General features: G+C 64.8%; 10 protein-coding genes. 6 read left to right on the top strand and 4 right to left on the bottom strand.

Annotation, left to right across the window (positions count from 1 at the left end):
* Positions 1 to 16: 16 nt before the first annotated feature.
* A complete protein-coding gene (ppdK, locus tag VMI09_03335; GenBank protein ID HTQ23702.1) occupies positions 17 to 2,752 on the top strand; it encodes a pyruvate, phosphate dikinase in 2,736 nt (911 codons plus the stop codon).
* A 28-nt stretch (positions 2,753 to 2,780) separates the two neighbouring features.
* On the opposite strand, the gene VMI09_03330 is transcribed toward ppdK, so the two are convergent.
* Entirely contained in the window at positions 2,781 to 3,689 is a 909-nt protein-coding gene (locus VMI09_03330) for a S1C family serine protease (GenBank protein HTQ23701.1), read from the bottom strand.
* Between the two features lie 244 nt (positions 3,690 to 3,933).
* Here VMI09_03330 and VMI09_03325 point away from each other — a divergent pair, with 244 nt between their 5' ends.
* Genes VMI09_03325 through VMI09_03315 form a run of 3 tightly spaced genes read left to right on the top strand, consistent with a single transcriptional unit; the run spans position 3,934 to position 5,972 of the window.
* Entirely contained in the window at positions 3,934 to 4,410 is a 477-nt protein-coding gene (locus tag VMI09_03325) for an aromatic-ring-hydroxylating dioxygenase subunit beta (protein ID HTQ23700.1), read from the top strand.
* 2 nt (positions 4,411 to 4,412) lie between these two features.
* Positions 4,413 to 4,652: a hypothetical protein gene (locus VMI09_03320; protein HTQ23699.1), complete on the top strand. Its 240-nt coding sequence runs from the start codon at positions 4,413 to 4,415 to the stop codon at positions 4,650 to 4,652.
* A gap of 51 nt (positions 4,653 to 4,703) precedes the next feature.
* Positions 4,704 to 5,972 carry a Rieske 2Fe-2S domain-containing protein gene (locus VMI09_03315; GenBank protein HTQ23698.1) on the top strand — a complete coding sequence of 423 codons (1,269 nt, stop codon included), beginning with the start codon at positions 4,704 to 4,706 and terminating at the stop codon, positions 5,970 to 5,972.
* A 5-nt stretch (positions 5,973 to 5,977) separates the two neighbouring features.
* Here the strand turns inward: VMI09_03315 and VMI09_03310 are convergent, their stop codons facing one another.
* Complete coding sequence (locus VMI09_03310) at positions 5,978 to 7,198, bottom strand: CaiB/BaiF CoA-transferase family protein (protein ID HTQ23697.1); 1,221 nt, start codon at positions 7,196 to 7,198, stop codon at positions 5,978 to 5,980.
* 182 nt (positions 7,199 to 7,380) lie between these two features.
* Between VMI09_03310 and VMI09_03305 the strand changes: the two genes are divergently transcribed.
* Positions 7,381 to 8,103: an enoyl-CoA hydratase/isomerase family protein gene (locus tag VMI09_03305; protein ID HTQ23696.1), complete on the top strand. Its 723-nt coding sequence runs from the start codon at positions 7,381 to 7,383 to the stop codon at positions 8,101 to 8,103.
* Between the two features lie 46 nt (positions 8,104 to 8,149).
* Here VMI09_03305 and VMI09_03300 read toward each other — a convergent pair whose 3' ends face one another.
* Positions 8,150 to 9,385 (bottom strand): CoA transferase, encoded by a 1,236-nt coding sequence (locus tag VMI09_03300; GenBank protein HTQ23695.1) that lies wholly within the window; start codon positions 9,383 to 9,385, stop codon positions 8,150 to 8,152.
* The gene (locus VMI09_03295; GenBank protein ID HTQ23694.1) at positions 9,382 to 10,560 is read right to left on the bottom strand and encodes a CoA transferase; all 1,179 of its coding nucleotides are present in this window, start codon (positions 10,558 to 10,560) and stop codon (positions 9,382 to 9,384) included. The genes VMI09_03300 and VMI09_03295 overlap by 4 nt, the downstream gene beginning before the upstream one ends.
* 380 nt (positions 10,561 to 10,940) lie before the next feature.
* Here VMI09_03295 and VMI09_03290 point away from each other — a divergent pair, with 380 nt between their 5' ends.
* Positions 10,941 to 15,158, top strand: a complete 4,218-nt coding sequence (locus VMI09_03290) for a G8 domain-containing protein (protein HTQ23693.1) — start codon at positions 10,941 to 10,943, stop codon at positions 15,156 to 15,158.
* Positions 15,159 to 15,177: the final 19 nt, after the last annotated feature.

Genomic DNA, 15,177 nt, shown 5'->3' with positions numbered 1-15,177 from the left:
AGAATCATTTCCGACGATGGCGCGTGTTCATCCTGAAATCTACTTCTTCGGCGCGGGCGCGGCAGAGGGCCGCGCCACGATGCGTGAGCTTCTGGGCGGCAAGGGCGCAGGCCTGCACGAGATGGCTTCGCTCAAGCTCCCGGTGCCGCCCGGCTTCACCATCACCACGCGCGTGTGCACCTATTTTTACGAGCGCGGCGGCAAATATCCGGCGGGACTCAAGGAGGGCGTCGCCAAAAGCGTCGCGCGGCTCGAGAAGGCGATGGGCCGGCGGTTCGGCGACGCCCACAGCCCGCTGCTGGTTTCGGTGCGCTCGGGCGCGCGCGTCTCGATGCCCGGGATGATGGACACGGTGCTCAACCTGGGGCTCACCGACGAGACGGTCAAGGGGCTCGAATCGGCGAGCCAGAACCCGCGCTTCGCCTGGGACTCCTACCGACGCTTCTGCCAGATGTACGGCGACGTCGTGCTCAAGCTGAAGCCCGAGAACAAAAATGACCCCGATCCCTTCGAAGAGCTGATCGATCGAAAAAAGGCCCTGCGCGGCGTCGTGCAGGACGTCGATCTTACCGCTGAAGATCTGAAGGAGCTGGTCGGAGAATTCCGCGAATTGATCCGCGCGCGCACCGGGCAGGACGTGCCGCAGGATCCGTGGGCGCAATTGTGGGCGGCAATCGGCGCGGTGTTCGAGTCCTGGAACAACGATCGCGCGGTAACCTATCGCAAGCTGAATAACATCCCGGGCGACTGGGGCACCGCGGTTACCGTGCAATCGATGGTTTTCGGCAACCTCGGCGCCGACTGCGCAACCGGCGTCGCTTTCACGCGCGATCCCTCGACCGGCGCCAAGGGCATCTACGGCGAATTTCTGCCCAACGCACAGGGCGAGGACGTGGTCGCCGGTATTCGCACGCCGCGCCAGATAAGCCTCCGCGCCGGCCGCGAATGGGCGGACCGCAGCGGCGTCAGCGAAGAGGAGCGCGGCGCCAGGCACGCCACGCTGGAAGAAGGCTTTCCTTCCGCCTATCGCGACCTGCTAAAGGTGGCCTCGCGGCTCGAGCGCCATTTCCGCGACATGCAGGACCTCGAATTCACCATCGAGCGCGGCAAGCTCTACATGCTCCAGACCCGCACCGGCAAGCGCACTGCCGAGGCCGCGGTCCGCGCGGCGGTCGAGATGACGCAGGAGCGGTTGATCGATCGCGGCACGGCGCTGCTACGCGTCGAACCGGTGCAACTCGAGCAGCTGCTCCATCCGCGGCTCGACCCCCGCGCGCCCAAGAAGGTGCTGGCGCGCGGACTGCCCGCCTCGCCGGGCGCCGTGGCGGGCGAGGTCGTGTTCAGCGCCGACGAAGCGGTCGCGGTGAGCAAGGCCGGACGCAAGGTGATCCTGGTGCGCGTCGAAACCTCGCCCGAGGACATCCACGGGATGCAAGTGGCCGAGGGAATTCTCACCGCGCGCGGCGGGATGACCAGCCATGCCGCGGTGGTGGCGCGCGGGATGGGCAAGTGTTGCGTGGCGGGATGCTCGGAGATCGAAATCAACTACGCGGCGGGCACGCTCAGCGCCGCGGGCCAGGTGATGCACCGCGGCGAATACCTCACGCTCGACGGCACCGCGGGCGAGGTGATCGAGGGCCGCGTGCCGACCGTCGAGCCGGTGATGTCGCCGTTCTTCAAGAAATTCCTGACCTGGGCCGACGCCGAGCGGCGCCTCGGCGTACGCGCCAATGCCGACACGCCGCATGACGCCAAGGCCGCGCGCGACTTCGGCGCCGAGGGAATCGGGCTCTGCCGCACCGAGCACATGTTCTTTGCGCCGGAGCGCATCGAAGCGGTGCGCGAAATGATTCTCGCCGAGACCGGCGAACAGCGCGCTCGCGCGCTCGCGAAAATCCTGCCGATGCAGCGCGAGGATTTCATCGGCATCCTGCGCGAGATGAAGGGGCTGCCGGTGACCATCCGCCTGCTCGATCCCCCGCTGCACGAATTCCTGCCCAAGGAAGAAGCAGAGATTCGCGATCTTGCCGCCAAGATCGGCGTCACCGCGGACCATCTCCGGCAGGTCCGCGACAGCCTGTTCGAGTTCAATCCGATGCTGGGACATCGCGGCTCGCGCCTGGGCATCAGCTATCCAGAGATCTACAAGGCGCAGGCGCGCGCGATCCTCGAGGCCGCCCAGCAGCTGCACGCCGAAGGCGTGCGCGTGATCCCCGAAATCATGCTGCCGCTCATCGGCGAGCGTCGCGAATACGACGTGCTGGCCGGCGAAATTCGCGAGGTCGCCCGCGAGCTCGGAACGCGGGTCAAGTATTCGATCGGCACGATGATCGAAGTGCCGCGCGCCTGTATCGAGGCCGGCGAGATCGGCGCGGCGGCTGAATTCTTTTCCTTCGGCACCAACGATCTCACGCAGATGACGTACGGGCTGTCGCGCGACGACTCGGGCAAGTTCCTCGAGGACTATATCGAGCGCGGGATCTACAAGCACGATCCGTTTGCGCAGCTCGATCCCGACGGCGTCGGCGGCCTGATGCGAATCGCGATCGAGCGCGGCCGCAAAGCCAATTCCAAACTTAAGCTCGGCATCTGCGGCGAGCACGGTGGCGATCCCGCCAGCGTGAAGCTGTGCCATCGCCTGGGGCTCGATTACGTATCGTGCTCGCCCTTCCGGATTCCGATCGCGCGGCTGGCCGCCGCGCAGGCCGCGATCGAGGAACGCCGCACCAAGCGCGCCTTCAAGGACGTATAGTCATGGCGCCGGCGCCGCGCGGCCGGCGTCAGCCGAGGTAGTCTTCGACGCGAACCGCGGTGACGGGGATCTGGCGCACCCGGTTGTCGCGCAGGATTTTCAGCTTGACGATCTCCCCAGCGTGATGGCTGTTGATGGTGTCGTAGAGCGCGCGGCGGTCGTGGATCTCGCGCTCATCGGCGGCCAGCACCACGTCGCCCTGCTTGAGCCCGGCCTTTTCGCCCGGGCTCCCCGGCATCACGCTCGCGATCACCACGTGCTCGCGCAGCGTGTACGACATTATTCCCAGCCACAATCGCGAAGGCACGCTGACGCGCCGTCCGTGGCGCACCAGCTCGTCGCGCCCCAGGATGAAGCATTCGCCGGGGATCGCCAGGATCGCGCGGCTCAGATCGGCGAAGTTGAGATAAGAGATGCCGATAATCTGTCCGCGCGAATTGCAGATCGGGCCGCCGTTCAGCCCGATGTTGAGGGCCGAGGCGGTCACGCACACGCAGCGCTCGAGCACGAATTCCCAGGCCGCGTCGAACGGCCCGAGGTAGGTGATGTGCCCGACGTCGGCGCAGCGCTTCTCGCCACCGAGACTCGACACCATCATCACTTCCTGTCCGGCCGAGCAGGTCAGCGACGAGATGGCCTGGAGGAAGGGCAGGCCGCGACCGTCGATCTTGAGCAACGCGATGTTGGTGGTGAAATCCTGCGCCGCGATCGTCGCCGGAACCTCCTGCCCGTTGTTGAGCGTCACCGACACGCTCTGCGCGCCCATCAGCATGTAGTTGACGGTGATAATCAGCCCGTCGGCACTGACCAGGGCGCCGGTGCCGTTACGATCGGTGCCAAGGCCGATGCTGGCCGAGGGATGCGAGGCCGGAATCACCGAATGGATACCGACCGTCGCCTGGGCGACCTTTTCGAGCAGGTACAAAGTTGCGTTCACGGACGGGCTCCGTAAAAACTGGCGGCCGGCCTTCCGGCCTCCGCGCACGTGCGCGCGTGAGATGATTTGAGCATAGTTGCGCGCCGTTTCAAGCTCCGCGCAGCACGCGGATCAACACATTTGACGGCGGATTCCGCCGCCGCGCCGAGCCAAGCTTGACTTTTATCGCCCGCGGAGCTTACGCACAATTCTGTGACGCTGGCGGCGGCGGAAGGCTTTTGCCAACGGAGAGCGCCTTGAAACGATGAGCGTTGAGCGCAGCGCGATCGAACGGTTTCTCTACCACGAAGCGCGCCTGATGGATAACCATCGGTACGACGACTGGCTTGCGCTGTGGGCCGAAGACGGCCAGGTCAATTACTGGGTCCCTTGCAACGGCGAAGACCTCGATCCGCTCACCAACGTCTCGATCATTTACGATACGCGCACGCAGTTGCGTAACCGGATCGCGCGCCTGCGCGAAACCCTGTGGCTGCGCGAACAGGCGCCGCGGCTCACTCGGGTGGTCTCGAACGTCGAGATCGAGGACGAGACTCCCGCAGAGGTGACCGCCAGTTCCAACTTTATCCTTGCCCAACTGCATCGCCATCAGCAGTATCTGTGGGCGGGAACCTCGATTCACAAGCTGGTCCCCGCCGCCGGCGGCTTCAGGATCCGCTCCAAGAAGGTCGTGCTGATCAACAACGATGAACCGATGCCCAACCTGATGTTTCTAATTTAGCCATGGCCGCCGGCAAAGATGCGAACCACGGCCTGCCGCTGCGCCTCGCCAGCGAATTCGCCGCGGTCGAAATCGCACGCGACGATCGCGGCAACGGGCCGCGGCTGATGATTCGCGATACGCAGAGCGGGCGCTCGGTCTTCCTCGATCCGCTCGAGCTTGCCGCGCTCGCCTGCGCGCGCCATGAGGACCTGACGCCGTTTCTCGATCCCGCACGGCTGGAGAGCGATCGAAAACCGTAACCCGCGGATTGATCGAAAAGCGTACCCGCGGAACTGAGCAAGGTGCCCGAGATGCCTTCGACGCAAGCCGACTACGAGCAACTGGTCCAGGACGATCGCGTAAGCGGACGCCTTTACTACGATCCCGCGGTGTTCGAGGAAGAGCTTGCGAAAATATGGTATCGCGACTGGATATACGTCGCGCATGAAAGTGAAATTCCCGAGCCTGGCGACTATGTAACGCGCCGGATCGGCCTGCAACCGGTTATCGTCTCGCGCGATGAGGACGGCGCGGTCCATCTGCTGCTCAACCGCTGCATGCATCGCGGCAACACCGTATGCCAGAGCGAGCGCGGCAACGCGCACGCTTTCCGCTGCGCCTATCACGGATGGACTTACAACAATCGCGGCGCGCTGGTCGGAGTCCCGTACGCGGCGGGCTACGGCGCCTCGTTTTCCCGCGCGGACTATCCGCTCGCGCGAGTGCCGCGGATGGCGGCCTATCGCGGACTCATCTTCGGCAGCATGAGCGCCTCAGGGCCAGGCCTTAAGGAGCGGCTGGGCAGGGCCGCTGAGCTTGTCGACCGCTTCGTGGATCTGTCGCCCGAAGGCGAGGTGGTGCTGCGTTCGGGAGTACTCAAACATTCCTTCAAGGGCAACTGGAAGATGGCGCTCGAGAACTCGGTCGACGGCTACCATCCGAACATCCTGCACCATGCGGCGATGATGCTGATCACCAAGGGACGCAAGGTCGACATGGAGTCGGTCTTCGGCGAACATACGGACGCGCTCGCGCGCGATCTCGGCAGCGGCAGCGCGCAACTCGATTTAACCGCGGTCAATCGCGAGCGCGGCGGGCGCGTGGTGCCGCACGGATGGAGCGCCGCGGCTTGGGAGCAGTACCTGGGCGCGATGGAACGGCGCTACGGAGCGGACCGCGCGCGCGGGATAATCCAGACCGGCGGGCCGCACTTCTGCATATTTCCGAATATCATCTTCATCCTGAATCAGTTCCGCGTGATCCAGCCGGTGAGCGTCGACGAGACGGTCGTTTATTACTATCCGACGATGCTCAAGGGAGCGCCCGACGAGATGAACCATCGACGCCTCGCCGAAACCTACCTGATTCACGGTCCGGCGGGGCGCGTTGCGCCCGACGACTTCGAGGCCTACGAACGCAACCAGGAGGGCTTCCGCGCGCGGACCAATGAATGGCTGGTGCTGCGCCGCGGACTTCATCGCGAGCAGTACGAGCCCACGGGCACGATCGCCGGCCATGAGACCGACGAGACCACGCAGCGCGGAATCTGGCGGCACTACCGCGAAGTGATGCGATCGTAGCGTCGTCAGCGCTGCTCGCGATGCAGGATACCCGCCCGTTCGAGTTCCTCGACGCGCTCGTGCGAGTAGCCGAGGTGGCCGGCGAGGATCTCCTCGTTATGCTGCCCGAGCATCGGTGCGCCCTCGCCGGCCGGCTCGGGAAAGCTCGAGAAGTGAAGCGGAAAACCGGGCAGATCGAAACTTCCCAGGATCGGATCGTTCACGGTCGCCACGGTGCCGCGCTCGCGCAGATGCGGCAGCCTGAGCGCCTCGACCGGCGAGAGCACGGGCGCGGCCGGCACGCGAAACTCGGCCAGGCGCGCGATGGCCGCTTCGTCGCTCGGCATCGCGGCGAGCCAGCCCTCGATGATTCGAATCAGTTCCGGAAGATTTTTTAGCCGGTCGGCGTTGGACCTGAAGCGATCGTCGCTCGCGAGCCCGGGCTCCGCCATCGCGCTGCACAGCTGCGCGAACTGGTGGTCGATGCCGGCGATGATGAAGATGTAGCGCTCGCGCCCTTTAAACATCCCGCACGGCGCCGCGTAGGAGATATGATGGCCGCTGCGCTCAGGCTTAATCGCGCCGCCGCTCAAGCTGTACATCTCGATTGCCGTGTGATGGCAGTGAAAGTACGCGTCGAGCAGCGCGACGTCGAGAAACTGGCCCTCGCCGGTGCGTTCGCGATGGAGCAGCGCAGCCACCACGGCCAGCGCGGCGTGCACGCCGGTGCTGATGTCGCCGAGCGCGGCGGCCGGAAAGAAGGGCGGACCGTCGGCGTCGCCGATCATGTACGTGATTCCCGAATAGGCCTGGGCGATGAAGTCGTAGCCCGGCAGATGCGCGAGCGGGCCCTGCTGGCCGAAGGTCGAAACCGAGCACATCACGATCCGCGGATTGAGCGCACGCACGGTTTCGTAGTCGAAACCCATCCGCCCGATCACGCCCGGCGCGAAATTCTCCACCACCACGTCGACCTTCGCGGCCAGTTCCCGCAAAATCGCGAGTGCGGCCGGATTCCTGACGTCGAGGCATAGGCTCCGCTTGCCGATATTCTGCTGGACGAAGTAGCCGCTCCGCCCGTCGCGCACCAGCGGCAGCGTGCGGGTGCGGTCACCCGCGGGCGCGATCTCGACCTTGATCACTTCGGCGCCCATCTGCGCCATCATCCTGGTGACCGTAGGTCCGGCGATGAACTGGGTGAAGTCGAGGACCTTGTAGCCGTCGAGAACGTGTGTCGGGCGCGTCATGCAGTTGTCCGGGGAACCTGGGTCGAGCGCGCGGCCTGATGCGCGCACACGGACGCTTGCGGTTAGGACCGGAAGCTTTGCGGTTAGGACTAAGACAAGCGCGTTCGGGTTGTCAAGTTTGATCGGTTTAGGGCAGGCTCGGCATCGAAGACGAGACTCGCGGCGAAAGGAGCGAAAGCGCCATGGCGGGAAGTTTCCTGCTCGAAAAAGACGGCCGGATTGCGACACTGACTTTCAACCGTCCCGAGAAACGCAATCCGCTGAACGAAGAGGTCATACTGGAATTCGAGGCGCTGTTGCATCAGGTGCGCGACGATCGCGATATCCGCGTGCTGATCGTCACCGGCAGCGGCAACGCCTTCTCCGCCGGTGCCGATCTTTCGACGCTCAAGGAAGTCACCGACCCCGCGGAGCGCCAACGCCTGTTCGCCGGGCTCTCCAAAAGACGCACACGTCTTATCGGTCGCGCGCTCGGCCTGCTCGCCAATCTCGAAGTGGTGACGATCGCCGCGGTCAACGGCTACGCGATCGGCGGCGGATGGGGCATCGCGCTCGCCTGCGACCTCCGGATCGCGGCCGCCGGCGCGCAATTCTGGTTTCCCGAAGTTGACCTCGGCGTATCGCTGAGTCCCGAGGCCACGGCGCTGCTCGCCGCGCAAAGCGGTCCCGCGATCGCCAAGGAGGTCATCATCACCTGCCGCCGCTACATCGCCGAAGAACTGCTGCCGATGGGACTGGTCAACCGGGTGGTGAAGAAGGAAGAACTGTACCCGGCCGTGCGCGAGATGGCGCGCGCGATCGCGGAGAAGAATCCGGCCGCGGCGATGGGCGTCAAGGCGACGGTCAATGCGGTCAGCAGCGGCGGCCGCGCGCTCAGGCTGGACCTGCTGCTCGACCGCAGCTAAAGCGCCGCTGCGATCCGCGCCAGCGCGCCACCCTCGGCCCGCCTGCTCAGTAGAGCGGTCGGGTCCCGATGATCTTGTCCGCTTCCAAGCCGGCGATCTCGGCGTCGCCGAGGCCGAGGATTTTCGACAGCACGTAATGATTGTCTGCACCGAGGATCGGGCCGACCCGTTTGATTGGCGGATGCTCTCCGTCGATCAGCGCGGGAAAGGAAGGATACGGATGGCGGCCGGCGGCCGGATGGTCGACGAACTGGAAGAAATCGGCCGCCGCAAGGCCGGGATCCTTGAGCAGGTCCGAGGGCGCGAGCACCGGGGCCGCTGGAACGCCGCGCGCCTGCAGATCGCGCGCGAGTTCGTAGCGATCGAAGCGCGCGGTCCACTCGGCGACGAGGGGGTTGAGCGCCTCGCGATTGCGCCGGCGAAGCATCGGGGTGGCGAAGCGCGCGTCGGCGGCCCATCCGGGTGCGCCCATCGCCGCGAGCAGCGCGCGCCACTGTTCTTCGGTCGCGACGCTGATCGCGACCCACGCGTCGTCACCGCGCGCGGGGAACGCGCCATGCGGCGATGCGGCCGAGTCGTCGCTGGTGGCGCGTGCGCGCGGGCGTCCGGTGAACTCGAATTCGACCAGCGCGTCGGCGATGTACTGCATGCTCGCCTCGAGCTGCGAGACGTCGACGTGCCGGCCCTCGCCGGTTGTGCGCGCGTGATGCACGGCGGCGAGCGTGCAGAAGGCGGCGAGGTAGCCGGCGAACGGATCGGAAACGCCCACGCCGTGAATCAGCGCACCCTCGCCGGTGTATCCGCTCAGTCCCGAGATTCCCGAGAGCGCCTCGCCGATCGCGGCGAACGAAACGTAGTCGCGCCACGGCCCCTCCTGTCCGAAGCCCGAGACGGAGGTCATCACGATCGCCGGATTGACCTCGCGCAAGGTCTCGTAGGAAAGCCCGAGCTGCGGCATCACGCGCGGCGAGTAGTTCTGCACCACTGCGTCGGCGCGCTTGACGAGTTCCTTGAACAGCCGTACACCCTCGGGCCGCGCCAGATCGAGCGTCAGGCTGAGCTTGTTGCGGTTGGTGGCGTTGAATGGCGGCGACAGCTCGTAAACCTCGGCGGGATCGCCGGGGATCGCGACGATTCGAAACTGATCGGGCCGCTGGATCGATTCGACCTTGATCACTTCGGCGCCGAGGTCGGCCATGATCGCGGTCGGCAGCGGCCCGGCCCAATAAGCGGTGAAATCGACGACGCGGACTCCGTCGAGCGGCAGGCGATCGGCGCTCATATCACCCCCATCTCGGCAAGCGTGGCGAGTTCTGCGGCCGCGTGCTTAAGCTCGCCCGTCAGAATTTGTTCCGTATGCTCGCCGAGCAGCGGCGCGCGGCGGGGAACCGGCCATTCGCCGCCGCATTTGGCGGGTCCTCCAGGGAAGCGGTGGCGTCCGGCAACGGGATGTTCGATCTCTTCGAAGAAGCCGCGCGTCTTTACTTGCGCCATCGCAGCGACCTCATCGATCCGGTTGACCCTGCCCATCGGGATGCGATTTTCCTGGCACTGCCGGAAAATCTCCTCGCGCGTGTGCGCAGCGGTCCATCGGGAGATCTCGACTCCGAACTCATCGACGCGCGCCTCGCGGTCCCTGCGGGTCTTGAAGCGCGGATCGTCGACGCCCGCGACTTTCATCAACGCTTCGATTTGCGCGTCGGTGGCGGCCGCGGCGGTGACGTCGCCGTCGGCCGCTTTGAACGTGCGGTAGGCGGCCCATGCCGGATAGCGATCGCCCGCGCGTTTGATTTCGGTGCCCGTATAGGAGAGGAAAGTTTCGTTGAAGCGCGTGGTGAAGAGCAGCGCCTCCTGCGCGGCCACATCGATGCGCCGGCCGCGCCCGCTTGCGCGCGCGCCGCGCACCGCGGCCAGTGCCGCGATCGCGCCGACCACGCCCGGTACGAATGCGGTCATCGTGCGGCTGTTGCTGATGAGCGGCGTGCGCCGCGGCTCTCCGAGCTGTGCCATCCATCCGCCGAGCGCGGCCAGCTGAAGCTCGGTCGCAAGCCATTTCTCGTACGGTCCGCCCGCGGCGAAGCGGCGAAAGACAATGCGCACGAGCCGCGGATTCGCGCGGCCGGCGGAACCCTCGTCCGCCGCGCCGCTGAGGCCGCGATCGTCGATCAACACGTCGGCGCGTTCGAGCAGACGCTCAAGGATTGCAGTTCCGTCGGGGTGCTCCGCATCCAGCGTGAGGCTGCGCTTGCCGGAAGCGGTAAACATGAAGAGCCCGCCGCGTTCGAGGCCCGCGCGATCGTCGAGGAACGGCGGCAGCCATCGCACCGCGCTACCCGTGCGCGGGCGCTCGACCAGCATGACGTCGGCGCCCATCCGCGCGAAAAGCCGCCCGCAGAAAGCGGCGGAGCATCCATCGCTCAATTCGACGACGCGGACGTCTCGCAGCAAATCGGTCATCGCACGCTCCCCAGGATTCGCGGCAGCCTCCAGCGATTTCCGCAACGCGGAGCGATTCCGGGCTGTGCGCCGGCGGCCTCGCTAATCTAGTCTCGCTCGCGCGGTAATGCTAAGTGCTACACGGTCTAGCTAATCGCACGGACCGCGCCGCGGGACAAGAGCGGTGCTCCGCCGGCTAGCGAGACGAGGGCGGTTGGGAAGAAGTATTCGAAGCCTAAGTAATATCGAGCCGGCTCGCCCGCGCCGGTCCCTGCGGTACCAGGGCTCCACATTCAAGTCGCAAGCCCGCAGTTCAACCAGGGCTTCGCGTCCACGGCCCGACGCATCGTGCCGGGGCATGATCCGAGAAGCACAGTCTTTAGTAGTCGAGGGGGAAAGAAATGGAAGGAGCAGGGATCCGGCGATGGATCGTTGTGATAGCGGTGGTGCTCGGTGGTCTTGCGGCGAGGCCGAGTCCGGCGGCGTCGCAGGTTTGCGGCAGCACACCTCTTATCAGCTGTCCCGTCGATCGCGCGGACATCGAAATCAACAGCCACGTCTGCCTGCAGCAAGACTGCGATTTCGGCAAGATCACGATAAAAAGCGGCGGCGAGCTTGATATCCCCGACCAGACGCGCGCGCTCAAGGTCAAAGAGATAATCGTCTCGGGCAGCCTGCAGATCGGCACGGCCGCCATGCCGGTCGGCACCTCGAGCCTCGGCAATCGCATCACGATCACCTTCACGGGCGAGCGCCCGTGCCCGTCGCCGCAGAAGTGCGCGAAATTCTCCAAGGGCATCGAGGTGATGTCCGGCGGCGCGCTCGGCCTGTACGGGCTCAAAGGCGTTCCGCCAAGCCAGGTAAGCTGGAGCTACCTTGGCGCGGCGGCGGGGCCGCCGGGGCGGTACGGCGCGGGCACCGGCGTCGGCAACCCGGTCGCGGCGAACGGCGATACGGTGATCCAGCTGGCGGACGACGTCAGCAGCAAGGGCTGGCAGGCGGGCGACTGGATCGTGGTTGCGACGACCAGCTTCAATCCGTTCGAGACCGAGTTCGTGCAGATCGATTCTTTCCCGGCGCCGAACATGATCAAGCTGGTGCAGCCGCTTAAGTACTATCACTTTGGTTTCGGCGGACCCGCGCCGAACTCCTGCACCGGCGGCGCGCAAACCGCGGGCTGCAACTACGGCGTCGACGAGCGCGCCGAAGTCGGACTCATCACGCGCAATATCAAGCTGACGGCGGCGATCCCCGACGATCCGAACAGCCGGCATTGGGGCGGCGACATCATGTTCCACAGCGGTTTCGACGAGGCCGCCACCCGCGTCCAGGGCGTCGAGATCGAAAAATTCGGCAAGGACCAGCTCGGCAGCTATCCGATTCATTTTCACCGCGACGGCGCGCTCAGCAACGCGACGGCGCTGGTCAACGCCAACAGCATCCATCACAGCTTCAACAAGTGCCTGGTGGTGCATTCGACGAGCAACGTGACGCTGAAGAACAACGTGTGCGCGCGTATCGTCGGCCACATCTTCTACGAGGAGTGGGGGAACGAGACGGGCGTCGTGCTCGACAGCAACCTCGGCCTCGGTGCGATGAGCAACAACTTCAACATCAATGCGCCGACGCCGGGACTCAGGAAGAAGCTGGTCGAAAACTACTGGTGGACCGGCGATAACCTGGTCAAGCAGGCGGGCTACAACTACAACGGCTTCAATATTCCCGATACCGATGGCCAGCAGAATCCGACGCGCGGCGGATGCGGCATTGCCCAGGGCGACGGCACGCTGAAGCTGCAGGATCCCAAGGAGATTGAGACCAACGTGGGCGGGCAACCGGGATGGAAGAACTGCCCGGAGGGCCAGATTTACTTCGAACCGGCGAGCGGGTTCTGGATTGTCAATCCGACTACGGTGCTTACGAACAACTCGATCGGCGGATGCCAGGGCACCGGGCGCGCATACTGGTATGTTCCGCCGAAGATCAATATTTCCAATCCGAAGGATCCGCTGGAAAAGGAAGTCGACGTCAAGTTCCAGCCCGAGGGCTTGTTCCAGAATAATCGCGCCCACGCATGCTATTCGGGACTCTATGCGGAGGGGGAGGACGGCGTGCTTTCCGACCAGCTCTTCCCGCACAAGCCCGCCTCCAGCGGCGTACCGGCGACAGCTGACGATCCGCCCCTGTTCAGCACGTTTGACCGCATCACAGCGACCCGCAATCGCGACCGCGGCGTGTGGCTGCGGCCCGACTGGTTCGTGGTCAAGAATGCGCGGCTCGCCACCAATCGCGACAGCGTTTCGCTGGTGAGCGCGGGCGGCTTCGACGGCGCGGCTCCGGGAAGCTGGGCGATGCTGGAAAATTCGGTGGTCGTCGGTCTCAGCCAGAACAACGTCGATCGTTTCGGCCCCTGTCCTTATCCCGATCAGGCGATGGGACTGCCCAACACGGGCCGCATCACCGGATGCATCGACGTGACGCCGATAACCTTCAACGACGGCAAGCCGGTGCTGCCCAATCCCGGCTACGACGTAGTGGCGCGCGGCTATCCCACGCCGAACTGGAACTTCGCGGGCTTCATGATCTATGACGGCCCGGCGCTGATCTTCAATGACGCGTTCGTCAACTTCAACGTCGATATCAGGAAGTATCTCACCGGCGAGGATCGCGCCGCGCTCGACTATTTCACCCGCAACAACGAATTCACCAATCATCTCGGGGTTTACGAGGGCGACGCCGCGCTCGGATGGTTTCAGTCGAACCAGAGCAGCTATCCGAACGCGCAGGCAAGCGAAGGCCTGACCTTCGATCACGTCGATCTGCGCCATCAGATCTATACTGACAAGGTTAACCTGGGCCCCTTCAATGACGGCGACAAAAACACGCTGATCGTCGATCTTGACGGTACATTGACGGGTTTTGAAGTTGTTCATGGCGGCAACGTCAAGGTCGATAACGCAATCTCGCTCAACAATCTGCCGTTCAACGCGACCGCCGTGCGCGCGCAGCCGGCCGACGAGCAGTTGACGCAGACCTCGGCGGATGAGTGCCTGGCGCAGGGCGCGCAGGATACCTTGGCCGAGCAGCGCCCGACGTCGCTGATCGAACCCGGAAGCCTGGGCACGCTCGAGTTCGAGGCCGAGACGCCACAGACCTGCGAGGCGGCTCCGAACCAGACGCCGCCCTGCGATTGCAACCTGGAGGCAGGACCCAACCCTCCCGCATGCACGCCGGAACAGCAGGCGGCGCTCTGCACGTGTCACAGCAACTGGCAGCACATGACTTTTACCAAGGATTCGACCGACTACGATGCGCTATTTCCGCAAGACAAACCCAAGCACTGGAGCATGGTGCTGCACGGGCGGAATTTCCTCGGCGTATGGGAGCCGAAGGTAATGAACGGTTACGGCTACACGATCGGCGCGAGCTCGGGCAAGAAAAGCGGCAACAACGCGACGGTGGGGATTCCATCAACCATCGATCTGACGCTCGCCGATCTCAACATGCCCAGCATTTCGGCGGGCAATCCTTTCTACGTTCGAGTGGGTATTTGCTATAGCAACAAAGACCAGACGCATCCGTCGAACGATTTCAAAATCGTGCGCGGCTATAAGTCTTTCGGCGCGGGGAACGTTTCTCCCAAGGACCCCGAGCTGCAGAAATACTGGAACAAACTTCCCTGCGATCAGCTCGACAGCCAGCATCCGCCGAACGCTACGGCCTGCCCGAGCGAGGGCGCGGTGGTTGATGGCGCATGCCCGGACGGCCAGGCGCCGGTCGCCGGGATGTGTCCGAAGGCCCAACTGGACGATAACGGGATAACATCGGTTGCCGACCTGCTGGATTCGAATACGCATCTGCCGGTTCCCAACAAGTATTTCTACGACAAGAAATCCGGGATGCTGCTTTTCTACATGGTGCAATCGGCGCCGAACGCGCTGGGGCCGTCGCCGCTCGGAAGCTGCGGCGCCAATGCGCAAACGCCGCTGCCGCCGGAATGTCCGCACGGGAGCGAGACTTACTATACGTGCCCGGCCGGAGGATGCACTTCGTATCGCGTGAAGATGAAAGGGGCGTACGATCCCGGACGGTCATCCTGCAATCCCTATCCGCCCAACGATGCGAACCACAACTTTACGCAGGATCCTCCGGCGAACCAGAACACGCTCGCTTACGTGGTGCCGAGTCCAGCTCCCAGCCCCGCCCCGCCGTTCAACACCGGCGACCCGGTGACGCTGACGGTGGGCGGCACCCCGGAATACCCGCACGCGACAGCCAATCCGCCGCCGGTCTGCCAGGTGGCCGCCGGTACCAACACGGACCCGGGACCGCCATGGTCCTCCGGGTCCGAGTACGCCTACTATCAGATTGGCGTTAACACCGGCACGCTGGTGACGATCAATAACGCAGTACTTGCGCAGCGGTCGCCCAACCAGTTCATCGCGCCGCTGCAGATCGGCCAGACTTATACGCTGTCGGCGATGAATGGCGCCGCCTCCTGCAGCACCAGCTTCACGACCACGGGAACGCCGGAGAATCCTTCGGCGACGGTCGGCACGCCCGACACTTGTCGCCTGAGCCCGAACGGGAGAATCTTCGGCTTGCCCCCGCCGTTTTAGAGGGAGATGGTATTTGGGG

The organism is Candidatus Binataceae bacterium (genome assembly GCA_035500095.1).
GTDB lineage: Bacteria > Desulfobacterota > Binatia > Binatales > Binataceae > JAKAVN01.
This window is presented reverse-complemented; position numbering and strand designations above follow the sequence as displayed.

Excerpts from the sequence above, each read along its gene's own strand:
- ppdK (HTQ23702.1), top strand. The coding sequence starts at position 17 with ATGGCGCGTGTTCATCCTGAAATCTACTTCTTCGGCGCGGGCGCGGCA.
- VMI09_03325 (HTQ23700.1), top strand. The coding sequence starts at position 3,934 with ATGAGCGTTGAGCGCAGCGCGATCGAACGGTTTCTCTACCACGAAGCG.
- VMI09_03320 (HTQ23699.1), top strand. The coding sequence starts at position 4,413 with ATGGCCGCCGGCAAAGATGCGAACCACGGCCTGCCGCTGCGCCTCGCC.
- VMI09_03315 (HTQ23698.1), top strand. The coding sequence starts at position 4,704 with ATGCCTTCGACGCAAGCCGACTACGAGCAACTGGTCCAGGACGATCGC.
- VMI09_03310 (HTQ23697.1), bottom strand. The coding sequence starts at position 7,198 with ATGACGCGCCCGACACACGTTCTCGACGGCTACAAGGTCCTCGACTTC.
- VMI09_03305 (HTQ23696.1), top strand. The coding sequence starts at position 7,381 with ATGGCGGGAAGTTTCCTGCTCGAAAAAGACGGCCGGATTGCGACACTG.
- VMI09_03300 (HTQ23695.1), bottom strand. The coding sequence starts at position 9,385 with ATGAGCGCCGATCGCCTGCCGCTCGACGGAGTCCGCGTCGTCGATTTC.
- VMI09_03295 (HTQ23694.1), bottom strand. The coding sequence starts at position 10,560 with ATGACCGATTTGCTGCGAGACGTCCGCGTCGTCGAATTGAGCGATGGA.
- VMI09_03290 (HTQ23693.1), top strand. The coding sequence starts at position 10,941 with ATGGAAGGAGCAGGGATCCGGCGATGGATCGTTGTGATAGCGGTGGTG.